The following is a 15,001-nucleotide window of genomic DNA, read 5'->3' on the forward strand; positions in this document are numbered from 1 at the left end:
GATGAGGCTTAGCCCAGAAGATCTACCCTCTAAAGCGCTGCTGAGCTCTGTTGCTTCGCCGGTTTGGATACCGCAAGCCAGGGTGGAGCGATCGCACACTGATCTCTTCTCTGAAAAGCTCGTCTTCTGGACGATCGCCCTGGTGCCGCTGTGGTGGATTTTAGGAATTCAGGTATTTGTCTACCCAACGGTGGGCTGGTATTTGCTTTATCGCAGTCTTCAGCGTCCTAGTCGTGTTACCTTGCCATTTGGCTGGCAGATGTGGTGCCTGTATGCGGGCGTTTGGCTGGTGGCGATCGTCCTCAACCTGTGGACGGGTGGCGCAGAACTAGGACGCAGCGTCACCGCAACCGGGTCAATCCTGGGTGTGTGGCTGCTGACGGTAGCAGTCTGGTATGCGATGCGGCAACTGAATGTACGCTATCGCGTCATCGTCCGAGCGATCTGCATCGTCGGTGTTTGTCAGCTTGCAGCGGTTGTGTTTGGCGAGATTTACAAGCAGCTGACAGGCAGCATTCCTGAAACCCAAAGCTTACTGATCACGCTCGTACCGTCCATGCCTGCCGATATCTTTTTTGAAGCACGGCTCTATAACTATGAGCAACTAGAATGGGACGCTGAACCCGTCACGCGATTGCGGTCTTTCTATTATTGGGCACCGTTGGCGGGCACGATGAGCATCTTTGTCTGCATGGGGTCTTTAGTGGAGCGCGATCGCCTGCTCCGCTGGCTCAGCATTGCCGGAGGACTCATCACCATCCTGCTAGCTGCCGGACGCGCTGCCCAGGTGGGCATCGTTCTTGCCGGATTCATTGCCATCTGGCTAGGCAGTCGCGAAGGCAGACGAGCCTTACTGTGGTGTGCTCCCGTTCTGGGAATTGCCTCGCCCATCATTCTCAGCAAGCTGTACGACTACTTCTTTAACTACCGCAGCGACTCCACCTCTGGACGATTAGCCCTCTATGAGGAAACCTTTCAAGCATTCACTAACTCACCCTGGATTGGCTTTGGCGCACAGGGACACTCTCAAGTGCTAGATGTACCGCTGGGGTCGCACTCCCAGCTTTATTCCACGCTTTACCAAACGGGGCTGATTGGCTGCTTTGTCCTAGCCGTTGCCTGGATTGCCATTAGCTTTTCTATCTATCGCCTGGTGCGTCAGCAGCCTAGCCTTTCCCCCACCCTCGGAGCTTGGGCTGGCTTATCCCTCGCCATGCTGACCGGGGAACTAGCCGCCGCCAGCGTCACCGTCTTTGTCTTTGCCGCCTGGCTCGGCTGCGCTTGGAACTGGGCAGATCGACAAGTGCAGCAGGTACCCTGGTCAGCCGCTACCCTTGCTGAGCCGCTGACTCCTTGGGAGAGCTTTAGGCGCTGGTGGGGAGGGAGTGGCTAGGGGCTGGGGGCTAGAGTTGGTTTTTCCCTGGTCAACTCGTAGGTTGGGTTGAGGCAAGAAACCCAACAGCACGGGTTACCATGCGCTCACCCATCCTACTAGTGCGGCAAGTCTAAAGCGTTGGGTTTCGCTTTGCTCCACCTAACCTACAGTTCTTCTCAACTTATGCAGCTTGCGTAGGTTGGGTGAAGCGCAGCGGAACCCAACATCTTAGGCTAGACATGCTACTACGCCTTCCTAACCATCCCTATTCTTCTCCCTAGCCCCCAGCCCCTTCCTCTCCCCCTAGCCCCCAGCCCCCGGCCCCTAACCCCTTTGTAACTACCAACCGGAGAACTCTAAATGATCAAACGTAGAGTAGCCCTGGGACTTTTAGGTGGAGCGATCGCCGGACTGTCGGCTCAGTGCCGTACCAGTCAGCCGCTCGTGCAAAAATCCCTGGCGCAAACTGTTCAATCCCTTTCCCCAACAGCAGAGTTTCTCGGTCTGAATGTGGGTACAGAACTCAACTGGACAAACTGGCGCGACAAACTGCTGCCGCTTTACCAGTCCGCTGGAATCCGCTGGCTGCGGGTGTGGTACAACTGGGCGACGCTAGAATCTGTGCGCGGTCGATATGACAGCGAACTGACGCTGGAGTCTTTGCAGCTAGCCAAAAACATGGGCTTCAAAATCCTGTTTGTCGTTTGGGGAACGCCAGCCTTTGCCGGGAATGGTGAACTGAGTGCCGTACCCAATGCCACCGACTGGGTGCGCTACTGCAACTGGCTGAGAAGCAACATGGCAGGGCTGGTCGATGCCTGGGAAATTGGCAACGAACCAAACCTGGACAAATATCACCAGGGAACTCCCGCTAGCTATGTGCAACTGCTGTCGAGTGCCAATCAGGTGTTGCGTCAGTCAGCCCCGGTGATCGCGGCTGGCCCCAGCGGCGCGTCCACCGAAGAATATTGGCAGGCGTTGCTCGATAGCGGGCTAGAGCAGCATTGCGATCGCGTCAACATTCACCCCTACCGCGTTCGCTCTGACGAAGTGATCGAAGTCGTCGATCGCTTCCTACGTCGCGTCAACAAACCGCTCTGGATTACCGAGTTGGGACGCTCTACTGATGACGGTGGCGAACGGCTCAAAGCGGAATTTCTCACTAATGTCATGCCCCGTTTGTCACAACGGGCGGAGAAAGTCTTCTGGTATCGCAGCATTCAAGGTGAAGGACTGCACCCCATGAGCTACGGCTTGATTGAAGCAGATGAAGACTCCGGCAGGGTCAAAACCTTGCCTGCCTATTCTGCCTACAACCGCTACGCTCAAGCGCTGACGACTAACGCCACACAAGCAAACCTGTCACAGCCATAAAACGACCTCCCTAGCTCTTGTCCAGCCCCGGCTTGAGCAAAACACCCATGCCCTGTCCAGCAGCCCTAATCAGGAAAGAGTTAGGAGATGAAAGCCGATTGCAAGTTCATCAACACAACCTCATCTTTTGACACCACTTGAATCTAAAGATGTTGCGGATTTGCGTAGGGGCGCACCGCAGTGCGCCCTTACAACGAGGAAAAATAACCAACGACCATTGCTGAATTGCTCCCAACCATTGCTGAACCATTCCCGACCATTGCCGAGCTGTTCCCGACCACTGCCGAATCATTCCCAACCCTCGCTGAATCGTTCCTGACCACTGCCGAATCGCTCCCGACCACTGCTGAGTCATTCCCAACCACTGCTAAATCGTTCCTGACTACTGCTGAATCATTCCCCACTACAGAAAGATCATTCTTGATCCCGTGTAGCAGTCCCGTAGGTTGGGTGGAGCGAATGCGGAACCCAACAAATCCCAGACCCATGTTGGGTTTCGCCATGCTTCACCCAACCTACTTCTGAAACTTCCCTATTGATAGATTGAGACGACAGGTTGAGACAACGTAGGTTTCTGTAATGACAATGCCACCCGACCCATTTCCCCATCCTGTGCAGTCCCAGGTAGGTATTTCTATCCAAATGCCGATGATTTCGGTGATTGTTCCGGTCTACAACGGTGAAGTTTTGCTGCCGCTTTTACTCCAGTCACTTTCCCGGTTGGAATATCCATCAGACCATTTGGAAATTTTGATCGTGAACAACAACTCCAGCGATCGCACCGCCGAGATCTTGGCTGAATTCCCGTCTGCTGCTTCCTTCACTGCCCTATTTGAACCGAGTCCCGGTGCCGGAACTGCCCGCAATGCTGGAATTCGACAGGCGAAGGGAGAGTTTTTGGCTTTCACTGATGCTGATTGTGTCGTCGATTCCAACTGGCTCAAGGACTTGTTGGCTGGCTTCACCGATGCCACGATTGGTGCAGTTGCAGGCACGCTCAAACCGCACACGCTGACCCATCCGGTGGAACGCTATGAGGCACTGCGGCTCAACTGTCCGGGACATCGGGCAGTCCATGTGTTTTTGCCTACCGCTGTAACCGCCAATGTGATGTATCGGGCAGACGTGTTTGCCCAAGTTGGGACATTCTTGGAATGTACAGGCGGTGAAGAGACTGACTTGAACTGGCGAATGCAGACCCAAACACCTTACCGAATTCACTTCTTAACGGAAGGCGGACTGGTCTGGCACCGCTACCGGGCTGACCTGAAAGCATTTTGCCGCACCCAGCGCTATAAGGCTCGCACGCTAATTGACTTGCATCGCCGCTGGAACTTGCACGTGCCGACTGGACGAAAGGAGCTATTTAAGGCGGCGATCGCCCTTCCCAACTTCATCCCCAGTGTGATCAAGCACAGCTTGAAGCAGCGCGATCGCCTCTTACAGGAACCGGGGCGTGTACTCTGGGAGGGCATTTGGGAAGCGAGGCTGGATGTCTTAGTGCCGTGGGAGCGCTACCGGGGAACTCGGGAAGGACTGCGGCTTCAGGCACCTCCAAGTCAGTCCACCTCTCAAAACATTCCTATGCAGCAACTGTCAGGAGGGTAAACCGATGGCACTGCCCGTCACACCTACGAAACCCGTAGCGATCGATCGGACAAATCCGAAAATTCTGCACATCGTCGGCGACAAAAAAATGGGTGGCGTGAAGTCTACCTTGGGCGGCTTAGTTAACTCTGAGCTGGCAGAGCTGTTTGACTTCACCGTTTCCTCGATCGCTTCCGAACCAACGCTAAGGGAAAACTGGCGATCGCAGCCCGATTTGATCGTCTGCCATCACCCGCTGCGGCTTAAGGTGTTGCCCCACTTGATCTTGATGAAATGGCTTAACCCTCATGCCAAAGTGCTGATCCATGAACATGGCTATTCTCAAGGCTACGAAACCTATAACGTGAACGCGATCGACCGTTTTCACACCATGCTCAAAATCTTCTACGGGCTGGCTGACCAGGTTGCTGCTATCTCCCAGGCACAGGGAAACTGGATGCTGGAAAATCGGCTAGTCGCTGCCGAAAAGCTCAAAGTGATTACCCAATGTCCGCCGCTCCAGCGCTTCTTTGAAGTTGCACCCAAACCCGTTGGAAAATCTCTGGTTTTAGCTGCCTACGGTCGCTTCTGCGAACACAAAGGATTCGACGTTCTGATCAAAGCGCTTCAGCAAACTTCCGATCTTCCCGTCCAGCTTAAGCTTGCTGGAGAAGGACTGCTCGAAGCCGAATTACGCCAACTGGCAGCAGGGCTACCCAATGTGGAATTTGTTGGACGAGTAGACGATGTCCCTTACTTCCTGCAAACCTGTGATGCAGTCGTGATCCCCTCTCGCTGGGAGGCGTGGGGTAACGTTTGCCTGGAGGCAAAAGCCGCAGGCAGACCTGTAATCGCCTCAGACGTAGACGGCTTAACCGAACAGGTGCAGAACTGTGGACTATTAGTGCCGCCGGATGATCCCATCAAACTGGCAGAGGCGATCGCCCACCTCGTTTCCCTTCCTGCGGAACAGCTTGAAACCTGGGGACGTAACGGTCGCAATGCAGTCCAGGGTAGCAACGAACGCTACCTGGCAGAGTGGAAAGCTCTCTTTCAGGAGGTGCTAGCAGGCTGATGCGAAAAGATGCGGCTAAAACTCCTGAACAGAATCCAAATCAGTACTTTGAAACCGAACACCTGAAAGCCAACATCAAGGGGCGATCGGTGCGGGGCGGGGCGATTACGATGGTGTCGCAAGCCTGCAAGTTTGTTTTGCAAACTGGCTCAACGGTAGTGCTGGCGCGGTTGCTGACTCCCGAAGACTACGGACTGTTTGGCATGGTTGCCGCTGTGACGGGCTTCATTAGCCTGTTCAAAGACCTGGGTTTATCAAAGGCGACCGTGCAGCGGGAAACGATCAACCAGGCGCAGGTGAGTACGCTGTTTTGGGTGAATGTGGGCGTGAGCTTGCTGCTGGCGTTTGTCACGGCTGCTATTGCTCCGGCGATCGCCTGGTTCTATGGTGAGCCGCGACTGATGGGGATTACGCTGGTGTTGGCGATCGGCTACTTCTTCGGTGGGCTAGCCGTACAGCATCAGGCATTGCTCAATCGTCAGATGCAGTTCACCGTCCTGGCGATCATTGACATTGCAGACATGGCGGTCGGCGTTCTCGTCGGCGTAGTTGCCGCCCTGATGGGATATGGCTTATGGGCACTGGTATTCATGCAGTTGGCAATGGGGTTTACCAACACGATCATGAGTTGGGCTGTTTGTGGTTGGCGACCCAGCCTGCCTTCCCGCAAAGCAGGCGTTCGCTCCATGCTCGCCTTTGGCGCAAACCTGACCGGCTTCAATGTGATCAACTACTTTGCCCGCAACGCTGACAATGTTTTGATTGGTCGCTTTTGGGGAGCGCAACAGCTTGGACTCTACACCAAGGCATACCAGCTCTTGCTAATGCCGCTCTATCAGATCAACGCTCCCCTCACCCGTGTTGCAGTTCCCGCCTTGAGCCGTCTAGCCAGCACCCCCGAGCGCTACCGCCAGGCCTACCTGAAGATCCTGGGAGCCGTCTGCATTCTCACCATGCCGCTAATTGTCTATATGATTGGCACCGCTGACTGGCTGATGACTGTGGTGTTGGGTCCGCAGTGGGTCGAAGCAGGTAAACTGTTTGCACTGTTGGGCATCGTTGCCTGGACGCAGCCTGTTTCCAACACAACCGGATGGCTGTTTGTCACTCAAGATCGCACTCGCAAACAGTTGCAGTGGGGTATGGTGGGCAGCACGTTGTCGATTATTGCGATCGCCGCTGGGCTGCCCTGGGGTGCAATGGGCGTAGCCGCCTCCTACTCGATTAGCGGTTTGTTGATTCGCACGCCGCTGCTATTCTGGTTTGTCGGTCAAGAAGGCTTCGTTCGCACGGGTGACCTTTACCGCACCCTTGCCCCCTTCGCCTTCTCCGCGTTGGGAGCGTTATTGGGAATTGGCGCTTTGCGTTACTGGGTGGAAGTGGCCAGTCCTCTGTTGGGGTTAATCCTTGCAGCAGCCATCACCGTTATCACTACCGGATCAATTTTGCTGGCAATGCCTGCTGGACGTGCTGCCGTTCGAGATTTTCGAGATTTGTTAATTCCGCTGCTTTTCAAGAAGAATAAACCGATTTAGTTTTGGAGAATTCTGCTCAATCCACAAGGAGCCTTCGATGAAAATTCTCATCACCAACGTCGTCATGTTGAATACCGGAGATGCCGCCATTTTGATGGGGCTGATGTCCATTCTCAAGCAGGCGTTTGGCGCTGATGTGGAATTCGTGATTTATGACAGCAAGCCAGAAGTCTCCAGCAAATATTATCCGAAGTTAACCTTCAGACGCTGGGTTTACCTGGATCGGCGCAAGTTTCGCCAACTGGGGGGGTGGAGCGATCGCCTCCAGCAAATCAACCAAAACTACGTCCTCTTTGCTGCCTGGTGTTGGACGCATGGCTTCAAGCAAATTACCAAAGCCTTGCTCTCTCCCAACGAACTCAGAGCCTTAGTGGAATATGCTTCTGCCGACTTAATTGTGAGTACAGGCGGGACGTACCTGGTCGAGAACTATTCCCTGGAAAAACGTATCTTTGACTTTCAATTTTCTTTGCTGCTCAAAAAAACTCTGATGCTGTTTACGCAGTCTCTAGGTCCATTTAACAATCCGGTTTATCAGACAGAGCTACAAAAGATATTTAACGAAGCAGCTTTGATTTTGCTGCGCGATCGCGCCTCCCTCAAACATCTAGAAGAAATTAAGGTTGATACTCAGAACAGCCACGTTAGCTCTGACGCAGCCTTTGCTCTGGCCCAACCGGAGGCAATTCAAAATCCTCAATCTGTACCCAAAAACTCTTGCCTCAAAGTTGCCATTTCATCTCGCCAGTGGTCGCACTTCAAACACATTGATTCTAAATTTGGGATGCGAAAGTATCAGGAATCGCTCAGCAAGGCAACCGAATATTTGGTTGAACAGCACGGAGCCGAAGTCACCTTCCTCTCAACCTGTCAGGGCATTCCTCAATACTGGACAGACGATTCTAAAGTGGGTGAAGAAATTGCCGCAATGGTGCCCGACTCCATTCGGCAACACGTCCAGGTAGACCATCAGTTTCGCCCTCCCGAAGCTCTGCTAGAACAGCTAAAAACCTATGACTTTGTCATTGCCACCCGAATGCATATGGCAATTCTCGCTCTAGCCGCAGGAACTCCCGTGCTGCCGATCGCCTACGAATTTAAAACTCGTGAATTGTTCGACCGATTGCAGCTAGGCAAATGGGTTCACGACATCGAACTGATTGAGCCAGAGGAGTTTACGCAGTCCGTAGAAGCGTTTATCCAGGCAATTCCTGAGATTCGTCAAACTCTGGCAGTGGGCGTAATCAAGGAGCAGCAGCAGGCATTGGCAGCAGGGGCGATTGCCAAGCAAGCATTAGAGAAATGGCAATCCAAACAGGGGAATCCGAGCGGTGGCAATCTAGGAGGTAAATCATGAGCGGTAAGCCCATGAAATTTGCGTTCGTCGTCGGACAATTTCCCGTCATGTCCGAAACCTTCATTCTCAACCAAATCACAGGACTGATTGATCGGGGACATCAGGTAGACATTTACACTCCCCAGCGTCGAGCTGCATCCGTTATGCAAACCGATGTTGAAAAATATAGTTTGCTGGCGCATACCTACAGCCCAATTCCGATGCCATCCAGCTTACCGATGCGGTTGGTTCAGGGACTAAAGTTGATCGCAACTCACTTTCCCAAAAATCCTAAAACCGCTGCTAACCTACTCAACGTTGCAAAATATGGCGGACGCGCTGCCTCACTTTGGCAGTTTTACACTGCCGCCCCCCTGCTCGGACGTGGCCCCTACGACGCGATTCACTGTCACTTTGGCCCATCAGGATTGAAAGGAGCCTTGTTGCGAGAACTAGGAGTCTTGCAAGGCAAACTGATCACGACCTTTCACGGCTCTGACATTACTACTTATTTGAAGGAGAAAGGCGATCGCGCCTACGACCCACTTTTTCAGGTAGGAGACCTATTCCTCCCGATCAGCGAACACTGGAAACAGCAATTACTTAAACTGGGCTGCGATGAACGCAAAATCGTCGTGCATCACATGGGCATCGACTGCGACAAATTTTCCTTCGCATCCCGAATTCTGAAAGAGGGCGATTCCATTCGCCTAATCACCATCTGTCGCCTCGTTGAAAAAAAAGGAGTCGAATATGGCATTCGCGCTGTCGCCCAACTCGTCAACACTCACCCCCACCTCAGAGCCCAGCTCGAATACAACATTGCAGGCGACGGTCCGCTCAAAGCCAACCTGGAAAACCTGATTCAGGAATTAGAAGTTGGTGATACCGTCAAACTCTTGGGTTGGAAACAGCAGCAAGACCTGATTGAACTGCTCGACCAGTCCCACATCTTGCTTGCCCCCAGTGTCACTAGTCACGATGGCAACCAGGAAGGCATCCCCGTTGCCCTGATGGAAGCCATGGCCAGAGGACTACCCGTGATCAGCAGCCTACACAGCGGCATTCCTGAACTGATTGAAAACGGCAAATCCGGCTTCCTCGTCCCCGAAAGAGATGTTGACGGACTCGCTGCCAAACTAGACCACCTGATTCAACATCCCGAAATCTGGCCCGACCTTGGCAAAGCCGGGCGCATTCACGTCGAGCAGCACTTCAATATCAAAAAGCTGAACGACCGATTAGTTGAACTTTCTCAGTAAACTCAATACTCAATAAAGGAGGTTGCCGTGTCCCCTTGAACTTTTTAGAGCTTGGTAGTTAGGCATCAATAGACTTCATCATGGGAGCCAAGGTTAAGCAATAAAATGAATTCTTCCTCTTCCTCAGGATTCTCCACGAACTCAAACAAAATCCGAAGCTTATAGTCGATTGAGCAAGACCAAATACCAGATAAATCTCCTGTCAACTTATGAGTTTGCAACTGAGATGAAATGGATCTTCAGCAAGCTGATTTAACGTTTGCTCGATCAAGGGGCGAAGCTGAGGATTTCGCTGAATCAAACGCTTGAAAACACGTAGAGATTTTGGCGTCCACCCAATTGCTCTCAATCGTCCAACTCCGCCAAGAAATCAGTAACCGTTCCAAACTGAACATTTCCCTGAGCATACTCTTGACGAACTTCAGAAACTTCCTGCACCAAGACCTTCTGCCGATGACTTGCCAATCGCTTATGCAAAACATCCAAAAGCATTTCTTGATCTTCTATTGACAGTGCTTCTACAGCATCGATTGCTTGTTGAAAAGAAGTTTTATGTGTCATAGCCTACAGCCAATCAGTTGTCATAAATAGAAAAAACTTGTTTTTATCAAGTCTAACCTTATGAGCAATCGATACAGAGAAGTTAATTAATTCGCAAACAGCTTCATCTAATGCTCAGGTATTCAAGATCTCATTATTCAGGAGCGGTTGAATTTGTGACTCAGAAACAATAAGTACTGCTATGGTTTCTCCTACAGAATTAAACACCTCTAAACTGTAGCCATCTTCCCCATCTTTTACCAGGTGATGCTCTATCACTGTCGCAATATCGCCCTGTTTCAGCTTGTAGTGTGGAAAATCTTCCTGTAGTGCCACCCGACTAAACAACTCAAATGCCATCACTTAACCTCCTTATCTAGATCAAGCACTATGAGAATCGCCTTTATCGTCAATCGTTTCCCTCTTCTCTCAGAAACTTTTATCCTGAATCAGATTGTTGGCTGCATCGATCGCGGTCACGAAGTAGATATCTATGGCATCAAACCCGCCGACCTATCCAAACTGCATCCCGATGTTATCCAATACAACTTATTAGAACGAACTCACTATCGCGATCGCATTCCCCAAAATCGGGTCAAAGAAATTGCCAAAGGGATAAAACTGCTGCTGGCTGACGGGTTTAAGAATCCGGCTGTGGCTTGGCGATCGCTCAACACATCCATATACCGCGAACATCCCGAACTACTCTCCCTGCTCTACGCCACGATGCCCTCACTCGGTAAACCACCCTACGATATCATCCACTGCCAGTTTGGCAACCTGGGCTTATTGGGAATGGCGCTGCGAGACATCGGTGCGATTCAAGGAAAACTGATCACCACCTTTCGTGGAAATGATATCAGCGAATACGTTCGGCAACATGGTGAACATGTTTATGATCAGCTATTCCAGAAAGGTGACTTTTTTCTCACTAACTGCGACTTCTTCAGAAATCGGTTACTCAAACTCGGCTGCGATCCCGAAAAAGTGCTGGTTCATCGCTCTGGGATAGACTGCGATCGCTTCTTCTTTCAGCCGCGCAGCCTTTCCCCCGGTGAACAGGTTCGCATTGTTACCACAGGGCGACTGGTGGAGAAAAAGGGGATCGAGTATGTAGTGAGAGCGATCGCCAAATTGAGCAAAACTCATCCCAACATCAAATACGACGTAATTGGTGATGGTCCGCTGAGAGAGAGCCTCCAACAATTAATTCAAGACTTGAACGTCAGCAAATTTGTTGAACTGCTGGGTTGGAAACAAGAACGGGAGTTAATCGAAATCCTCGATCGCTCCCACATCATGGTTGCCCCCAGCATCAGTAGCCGGAACGGAGATCAGGATGCGCCCGTCAACGTGCTTAAAGAAGCAATGGCGATGGGCTTACCCGTCATCGGCACCCAGCACGGCGGCATCCCAGAATTAATCGAAGACGGCAAATCTGGCTTTCTGGTTGCCGAACGTGATGTTGATTCCTTAGCAGATCGCCTGGAATTCCTGGTGACGCACCCAGACCAATGGATAGAGATGGGAAAAGCTGGGCGTGCCTACGTCGAAACTCACTACAACAAAGAAACGCTGAACGATCGCCTCATTGAAATCTACCAAAGCGTGAAATCTACCAGCCCATGATGTCTTAACCTCAACCCTAACTCTACTGCCTTCAGTGAGAACTATGCCTGGAACCACCTTTTACCCCGTTAGCCGATTTGACAAGATCGCTCCCATGCAGCTACATCTATCCATGTGCCTCAGCATGGATACCCGCACAGCCTTAGAAAATAGTCTGACTAAAATGGTGCAACCTAAAGTTTCAGTCATCGTACCGATTTATAACGGCGAACAGGACGTGCCCGATCTGGTCAAATGCCTCCAGGCACAGACCTATCCTGCCGATCGCGTCGAATATTTGCTGGTTGATAATGCTAGTAGCGATCGCACCGCCGAGATCATCAAAGCCGCCGAAACCGAATCTCAGGAACGGGGCATTACCTTGCGCTACATCAGCGAAACCGATATTCAAAGCTCCTATGCTGCCCGCAACAAAGGCATTCGAGCCTCTACCGGAGAAATATTGGCTTTCACTGATGCCGACTGTCGCCCCAAACCGAACTGGCTAGAGTCACTGGTCAACGCTTTTGAAGGTGAGAAGGTAGGCTTAGTCGTCGGGGCGATCGAAGCCCTGCCCGGTCAATCACTTTTGGAACAATACGCTGCCCGCAAAAAAATTCTGTCTCACGAAAGTGCTTTGGTGCATCCCTTCTGCCCCTTTGGGAAAACCGCAAATCTGGCTACTCGCCGCACAGTGTTATCCGAAGTCGGGCTGTTTCGCTCTCACCTAACCACAGGCGGTGATGCAGATTTTTGCTGGCGAGTGCAGCGTCAAAGCAACTGGAAGTTTAAGTTTACGGAGAAGGCGATCGTTCAGCACCGTCACCGCACTACTTTCCCTGACCTAATCAGCCAGTTTCGCCGCTACGGTCGTTCTAACCGCTACCTGCATGAACTGCACGGAATTGACTTGATGAAAGAACTGAAGTTCTACCAATACGGCTATCGGCTCAGCCGCTGGTTAGTCAAAGAGCTTCCCTGGGCAGGCATTAAAGCACTGCTGGGTAAAGCCGCTCTGGTTGATCTCGTCATTCCACCTATCTACTTGATTACCGTTCGCGCTCAGGTAGAAGGACAACGAGAGGCAAAACTACCAGAAAAGGCCCTACAAATTGAATACCTGTAACATCATTTTGCTCCGGGTTTAGCTTTGTGGAGCTTCATTCGTTTTCAGTTGAAGTTGTTGGGGTTCCTCAATCGACAGCCTTGATCAGTAGCTTCTATTTCATCTGCTGTACCAGTTTGATATCAGGCTGCTTACGCTGAGCAATCTGAATCAAAAGGCGTAATGCTTCATTTACTGCTGCATCATTGGGAAAAGCTTGGGCAACATCAGGGTCTAACAACACCAAATTCGTCCCAGAACGATATCGCTCGACATACTTACCCCCTCCCTTCATCTGAGTGAAGTCATACTCAGGACGCAATTCGTCGTCCATTTCGTTCTCAACTTCCTTTCAAATTCCATTTGCAGAACTCTTCATAACTGTACTGAAGCAATGGGAGTAGATAACCAATGAGGCTGTTAGTTTCCTTCGTCAAGCTAGCCTGGAGGAGTAGCGATCGCCCTAAAAATTGATACACAAAAGTCAGTGTAGAAAGCGCTATGCCATCCCAACAGACAGCGCTATAGTTGAGCATATTCATTGCGTTTATGAAGCGCAACATAGCTCAGCCCAATAGACCCACCAGAGACTTTGGTTTTTATGAAAGCTTGGTTCCAACCTCCTCGCCTGCGGGTTGGTAAAGATAGCGAACAAGAACGGCACGCGACCTGGCTAGAGCTGTTCTATGACCTGGTGTTTGTTGTTTCAGTCTCGCAACTGGCGCACAACTTGGAGGAAGACATTTCACTACCAGGCTTTTTCAAGTTCATCTTTTTGTTCATTCCAATCTGGTGGTCGTGGATTGGTACCACCTTCTACGCCAATCGGTTTGACAACGATGACATTGGGCATCGACTCATTATTGCCGGACAGGTTTTGGCGATCGCCGCTCTTGCTGTCAATGTGCATGGCGGTTTGGGCGAGAGTTCTGTTGGGTTTGCGCTCTCCTATGTCGCTAGCCGTTTGCTTTTGATTCTGGAGTATTTACGAGCGGGATACTACATTCCCTCTGCCCGTCCGCTTACCACTCGGTTTGCCGTGGGGTTTTCGATTGGAGCCGCTCTCTGGGTCGTATCAATGCTAGTCGCCCCTCCGTGGCGCTTTGTCCTCTGGGGTATTGGTTTGGTCATTGATTTTGCTACCCCCATGTTGTCAAGGCAATTGCAGCTCGGACTTCCTCCTCACCCACAACATCTTCCAGAAAGGTTTGGACTGTTCACCATTATTGTGTTGGGTGAAACCATTATTGCGGTTGTGAATGGGTTAGCTGAGCAGCATTGGGACATCAGTAGTGCGATCGCCGCCTTATTTGGGTTTAGCATCGCGTTTAGCCTGTGGTGGATTTATTTTGATAACTTAAGTGGCTCGGTAATGCGGTTGGCGGAGGATGCATCTCAGTTTAGACTCTACCAAACCTGGATCTATACTCACGTTCCGTTTGTGATTGGTTTAGTCGCAACGGGAGTAGCGGTAGAGCATGTGATAGCAGGTGAGGCTGGGGTCGCTCTACCAACCGCAGAACGCTGGCTGTTGTGTGGTTCACTAGCACTTTGCTTCCTGGCGCTATCGCTCCTGCACCGCTCAGGAGGATTGCTGCACTGCAAAGCTCGCTCCAGATACCGACTGGGTGCTGCGATCGCCCTTATTGTGCTGGCTCTAATTGGTGTGGGATGGTCGCCGCTGATTCTGATTGTGCTGGTGGCGATTGTTTGCGCGATACAGGTAGTGCAAGACTTATATCAAGGCCGACCTGCACTCACTTGAGTAAGGGCTGCATATTGATGAAGATGCTCAACAATTCGTGCGTCTGCTTATCAGCAAAACATCCTGTAGAACTATAGAAGTGGCGATCGCTCTCAAACGATGGAAGTAAATAGCTAATGAGTCCGTTGGTTTCCTTCGTTGAGTCAATCTGTAGGAGTGGCGATCGCAGTGAGGAGCAATTCTTATTGGGATTCGCGCAAACGCTCAAGCTCCCAGCATATCTAACTTTCAGCTTTTTAATTCAAGATAAGGTTGAAAGCTTTAGGCTTGAAAAAGTGACAGGCACTGTGATCCGCGCAAACTAACTTCAAAAGATACACCTAGTCATACGGAATCCGGCTGTGGAGTAACACTATAAGATAGAAGGATGGGACGTACAATTACACTGGCAAAACACCTCAGTCGTGAGGAATTAAAAACTCGCTATCAAAACAGCAGT

15 protein-coding genes are annotated in these 15,001 nt (G+C 51.3%); 10 read left to right on the plus strand and 5 right to left on the minus strand.

From position 1 onward, the window contains the following. Position 1: 1 nt before the first annotated feature. Both H6F93_RS10525 and H6F93_RS10530 read left to right on the plus strand, forming a co-directional pair. On the plus strand, positions 2 to 1,393 hold the full coding sequence (locus H6F93_RS10525; protein ID WP_190680464.1) for an O-antigen ligase family protein: 1,392 nt from the start codon (positions 2 to 4) through the stop codon (positions 1,391 to 1,393). Between the two features lie 342 nt (positions 1,394 to 1,735). Continuing rightward, the gene (locus tag H6F93_RS10530; RefSeq protein WP_190680466.1) at positions 1,736 to 2,749 is read left to right on the plus strand and encodes a glycosyl hydrolase; all 1,014 of its coding nucleotides are present in this window, start codon (positions 1,736 to 1,738) and stop codon (positions 2,747 to 2,749) included. 109 nt (positions 2,750 to 2,858) lie between these two features. Here the strand turns inward: H6F93_RS10530 and H6F93_RS10535 are convergent, their stop codons facing one another. Next, complete coding sequence (locus H6F93_RS10535; protein WP_190680469.1) at positions 2,859 to 3,104, minus strand: hypothetical protein; 246 nt, start codon at positions 3,102 to 3,104, stop codon at positions 2,859 to 2,861. A gap of 224 nt (positions 3,105 to 3,328) precedes the next feature. On the opposite strand from H6F93_RS10535, the gene H6F93_RS10540 reads away from it, so the two are divergent. From H6F93_RS10540 to H6F93_RS10560, 5 genes are read left to right on the plus strand one after another with little or no spacing between them, the layout of a single operon-like run. Then, positions 3,329 to 4,357 carry a glycosyltransferase family 2 protein gene (locus tag H6F93_RS10540; RefSeq protein WP_190680471.1) on the plus strand — a complete coding sequence of 343 codons (1,029 nt, stop codon included), beginning with the start codon at positions 3,329 to 3,331 and terminating at the stop codon, positions 4,355 to 4,357. Between the two features lie 4 nt (positions 4,358 to 4,361). After that, entirely contained in the window at positions 4,362 to 5,411 is a 1,050-nt protein-coding gene (locus H6F93_RS10545) for a glycosyltransferase family 4 protein (RefSeq protein WP_190680472.1), read from the plus strand. Next, on the plus strand, positions 5,411 to 6,946 hold the full coding sequence (locus H6F93_RS10550) for a lipopolysaccharide biosynthesis protein (RefSeq protein ID WP_190680475.1): 1,536 nt from the start codon (positions 5,411 to 5,413) through the stop codon (positions 6,944 to 6,946). The genes H6F93_RS10545 and H6F93_RS10550 overlap by 1 nt, the downstream gene beginning before the upstream one ends. Positions 6,947 to 6,983: 37 nt before the next feature. Further along, entirely contained in the window at positions 6,984 to 8,303 is a 1,320-nt protein-coding gene (locus H6F93_RS10555) for a polysaccharide pyruvyl transferase family protein (protein WP_190680478.1), read from the plus strand. Continuing rightward, complete coding sequence (locus tag H6F93_RS10560) at positions 8,300 to 9,544, plus strand: glycosyltransferase (protein ID WP_242043386.1); 1,245 nt, start codon at positions 8,300 to 8,302, stop codon at positions 9,542 to 9,544. Before H6F93_RS10555 ends, H6F93_RS10560 begins: the two co-directional genes overlap by 4 nt. 345 nt (positions 9,545 to 9,889) lie before the next feature. Here H6F93_RS10560 and H6F93_RS10565 read toward each other — a convergent pair whose 3' ends face one another. After that, the gene (locus H6F93_RS10565; protein ID WP_190643235.1) at positions 9,890 to 10,105 is read right to left on the minus strand and encodes a hypothetical protein; all 216 of its coding nucleotides are present in this window, start codon (positions 10,103 to 10,105) and stop codon (positions 9,890 to 9,892) included. Between the two features lie 114 nt (positions 10,106 to 10,219). Continuing rightward, positions 10,220 to 10,444, minus strand: coding sequence for a DUF4926 domain-containing protein (locus tag H6F93_RS10570; RefSeq protein WP_190643234.1), 225 nt, complete (start codon positions 10,442 to 10,444; stop codon positions 10,220 to 10,222). Positions 10,445 to 10,474: 30 nt separating this feature from the next. Between H6F93_RS10570 and H6F93_RS10575 the strand changes: the two genes are divergently transcribed. Further along, positions 10,475 to 11,713 carry a glycosyltransferase gene (locus H6F93_RS10575; protein WP_190680480.1) on the plus strand — a complete coding sequence of 413 codons (1,239 nt, stop codon included), beginning with the start codon at positions 10,475 to 10,477 and terminating at the stop codon, positions 11,711 to 11,713. Between the two features lie 43 nt (positions 11,714 to 11,756). Next, positions 11,757 to 12,818, plus strand: coding sequence for a glycosyltransferase family 2 protein (locus H6F93_RS10580; RefSeq protein WP_242043387.1), 1,062 nt, complete (start codon positions 11,757 to 11,759; stop codon positions 12,816 to 12,818). 94 nt (positions 12,819 to 12,912) lie between these two features. On the opposite strand, the gene H6F93_RS10585 is transcribed toward H6F93_RS10580, so the two are convergent. Then, positions 12,913 to 13,131, minus strand: coding sequence for a hypothetical protein (locus H6F93_RS10585; RefSeq protein ID WP_190680482.1), 219 nt, complete (start codon positions 13,129 to 13,131; stop codon positions 12,913 to 12,915). A gap of 267 nt (positions 13,132 to 13,398) precedes the next feature. On the opposite strand from H6F93_RS10585, the gene H6F93_RS10590 reads away from it, so the two are divergent. Continuing rightward, positions 13,399 to 14,562, plus strand: coding sequence for a low temperature requirement protein A (locus tag H6F93_RS10590; protein ID WP_190680484.1), 1,164 nt, complete (start codon positions 13,399 to 13,401; stop codon positions 14,560 to 14,562). On the opposite strand, the gene H6F93_RS10595 is transcribed toward H6F93_RS10590, so the two are convergent. Next, positions 14,555 to 14,770, minus strand: a complete 216-nt coding sequence (locus tag H6F93_RS10595; RefSeq protein ID WP_190680487.1) for a hypothetical protein — start codon at positions 14,768 to 14,770, stop codon at positions 14,555 to 14,557. The genes H6F93_RS10590 and H6F93_RS10595 overlap by 8 nt on opposite strands. Positions 14,771 to 15,001 lie beyond the last annotated feature (231 nt).

Source organism: Leptolyngbya sp. FACHB-671, assembly GCF_014695745.1.
In the GTDB taxonomy this organism is placed as follows: Bacteria; Cyanobacteriota; Cyanobacteriia; order Elainellales; family Elainellaceae; genus JAAUTN01.

What these genes read in the sequence shown, in the direction of transcription:
- H6F93_RS10570 (WP_190643234.1), bottom strand. Translation starts at nt 10,444, where the DNA reads ATGGCATTTGAGTTGTTTAGTCGGGTGGCACTACAGGAAGATTTTCCA.
- H6F93_RS10530 (WP_190680466.1), top strand. Translation starts at nt 1,736, where the DNA reads ATGATCAAACGTAGAGTAGCCCTGGGACTTTTAGGTGGAGCGATCGCC.
- H6F93_RS10565 (WP_190643235.1), bottom strand. Translation starts at nt 10,105, where the DNA reads ATGACACATAAAACTTCTTTTCAACAAGCAATCGATGCTGTAGAAGCA.
- H6F93_RS10580 (WP_242043387.1), top strand. Translation starts at nt 11,757, where the DNA reads ATGCCTGGAACCACCTTTTACCCCGTTAGCCGATTTGACAAGATCGCT.
- H6F93_RS10575 (WP_190680480.1), top strand. Translation starts at nt 10,475, where the DNA reads ATGAGAATCGCCTTTATCGTCAATCGTTTCCCTCTTCTCTCAGAAACT.
- H6F93_RS10560 (WP_242043386.1), top strand. Translation starts at nt 8,300, where the DNA reads ATGAGCGGTAAGCCCATGAAATTTGCGTTCGTCGTCGGACAATTTCCC.
- H6F93_RS10585 (WP_190680482.1), bottom strand. Translation starts at nt 13,131, where the DNA reads ATGGACGACGAATTGCGTCCTGAGTATGACTTCACTCAGATGAAGGGA.
- H6F93_RS10555 (WP_190680478.1), top strand. Translation starts at nt 6,984, where the DNA reads ATGAAAATTCTCATCACCAACGTCGTCATGTTGAATACCGGAGATGCC.
- H6F93_RS10545 (WP_190680472.1), top strand. Translation starts at nt 4,362, where the DNA reads ATGGCACTGCCCGTCACACCTACGAAACCCGTAGCGATCGATCGGACA.
- H6F93_RS10550 (WP_190680475.1), top strand. Translation starts at nt 5,411, where the DNA reads ATGCGAAAAGATGCGGCTAAAACTCCTGAACAGAATCCAAATCAGTAC.
- H6F93_RS10525 (WP_190680464.1), top strand. Translation starts at nt 2, where the DNA reads ATGAGGCTTAGCCCAGAAGATCTACCCTCTAAAGCGCTGCTGAGCTCT.
- H6F93_RS10590 (WP_190680484.1), top strand. Translation starts at nt 13,399, where the DNA reads ATGAAAGCTTGGTTCCAACCTCCTCGCCTGCGGGTTGGTAAAGATAGC.
- H6F93_RS10540 (WP_190680471.1), top strand. Translation starts at nt 3,329, where the DNA reads ATGACAATGCCACCCGACCCATTTCCCCATCCTGTGCAGTCCCAGGTA.
- H6F93_RS10535 (WP_190680469.1), bottom strand. Translation starts at nt 3,104, where the DNA reads ATGACTCAGCAGTGGTCGGGAGCGATTCGGCAGTGGTCAGGAACGATT.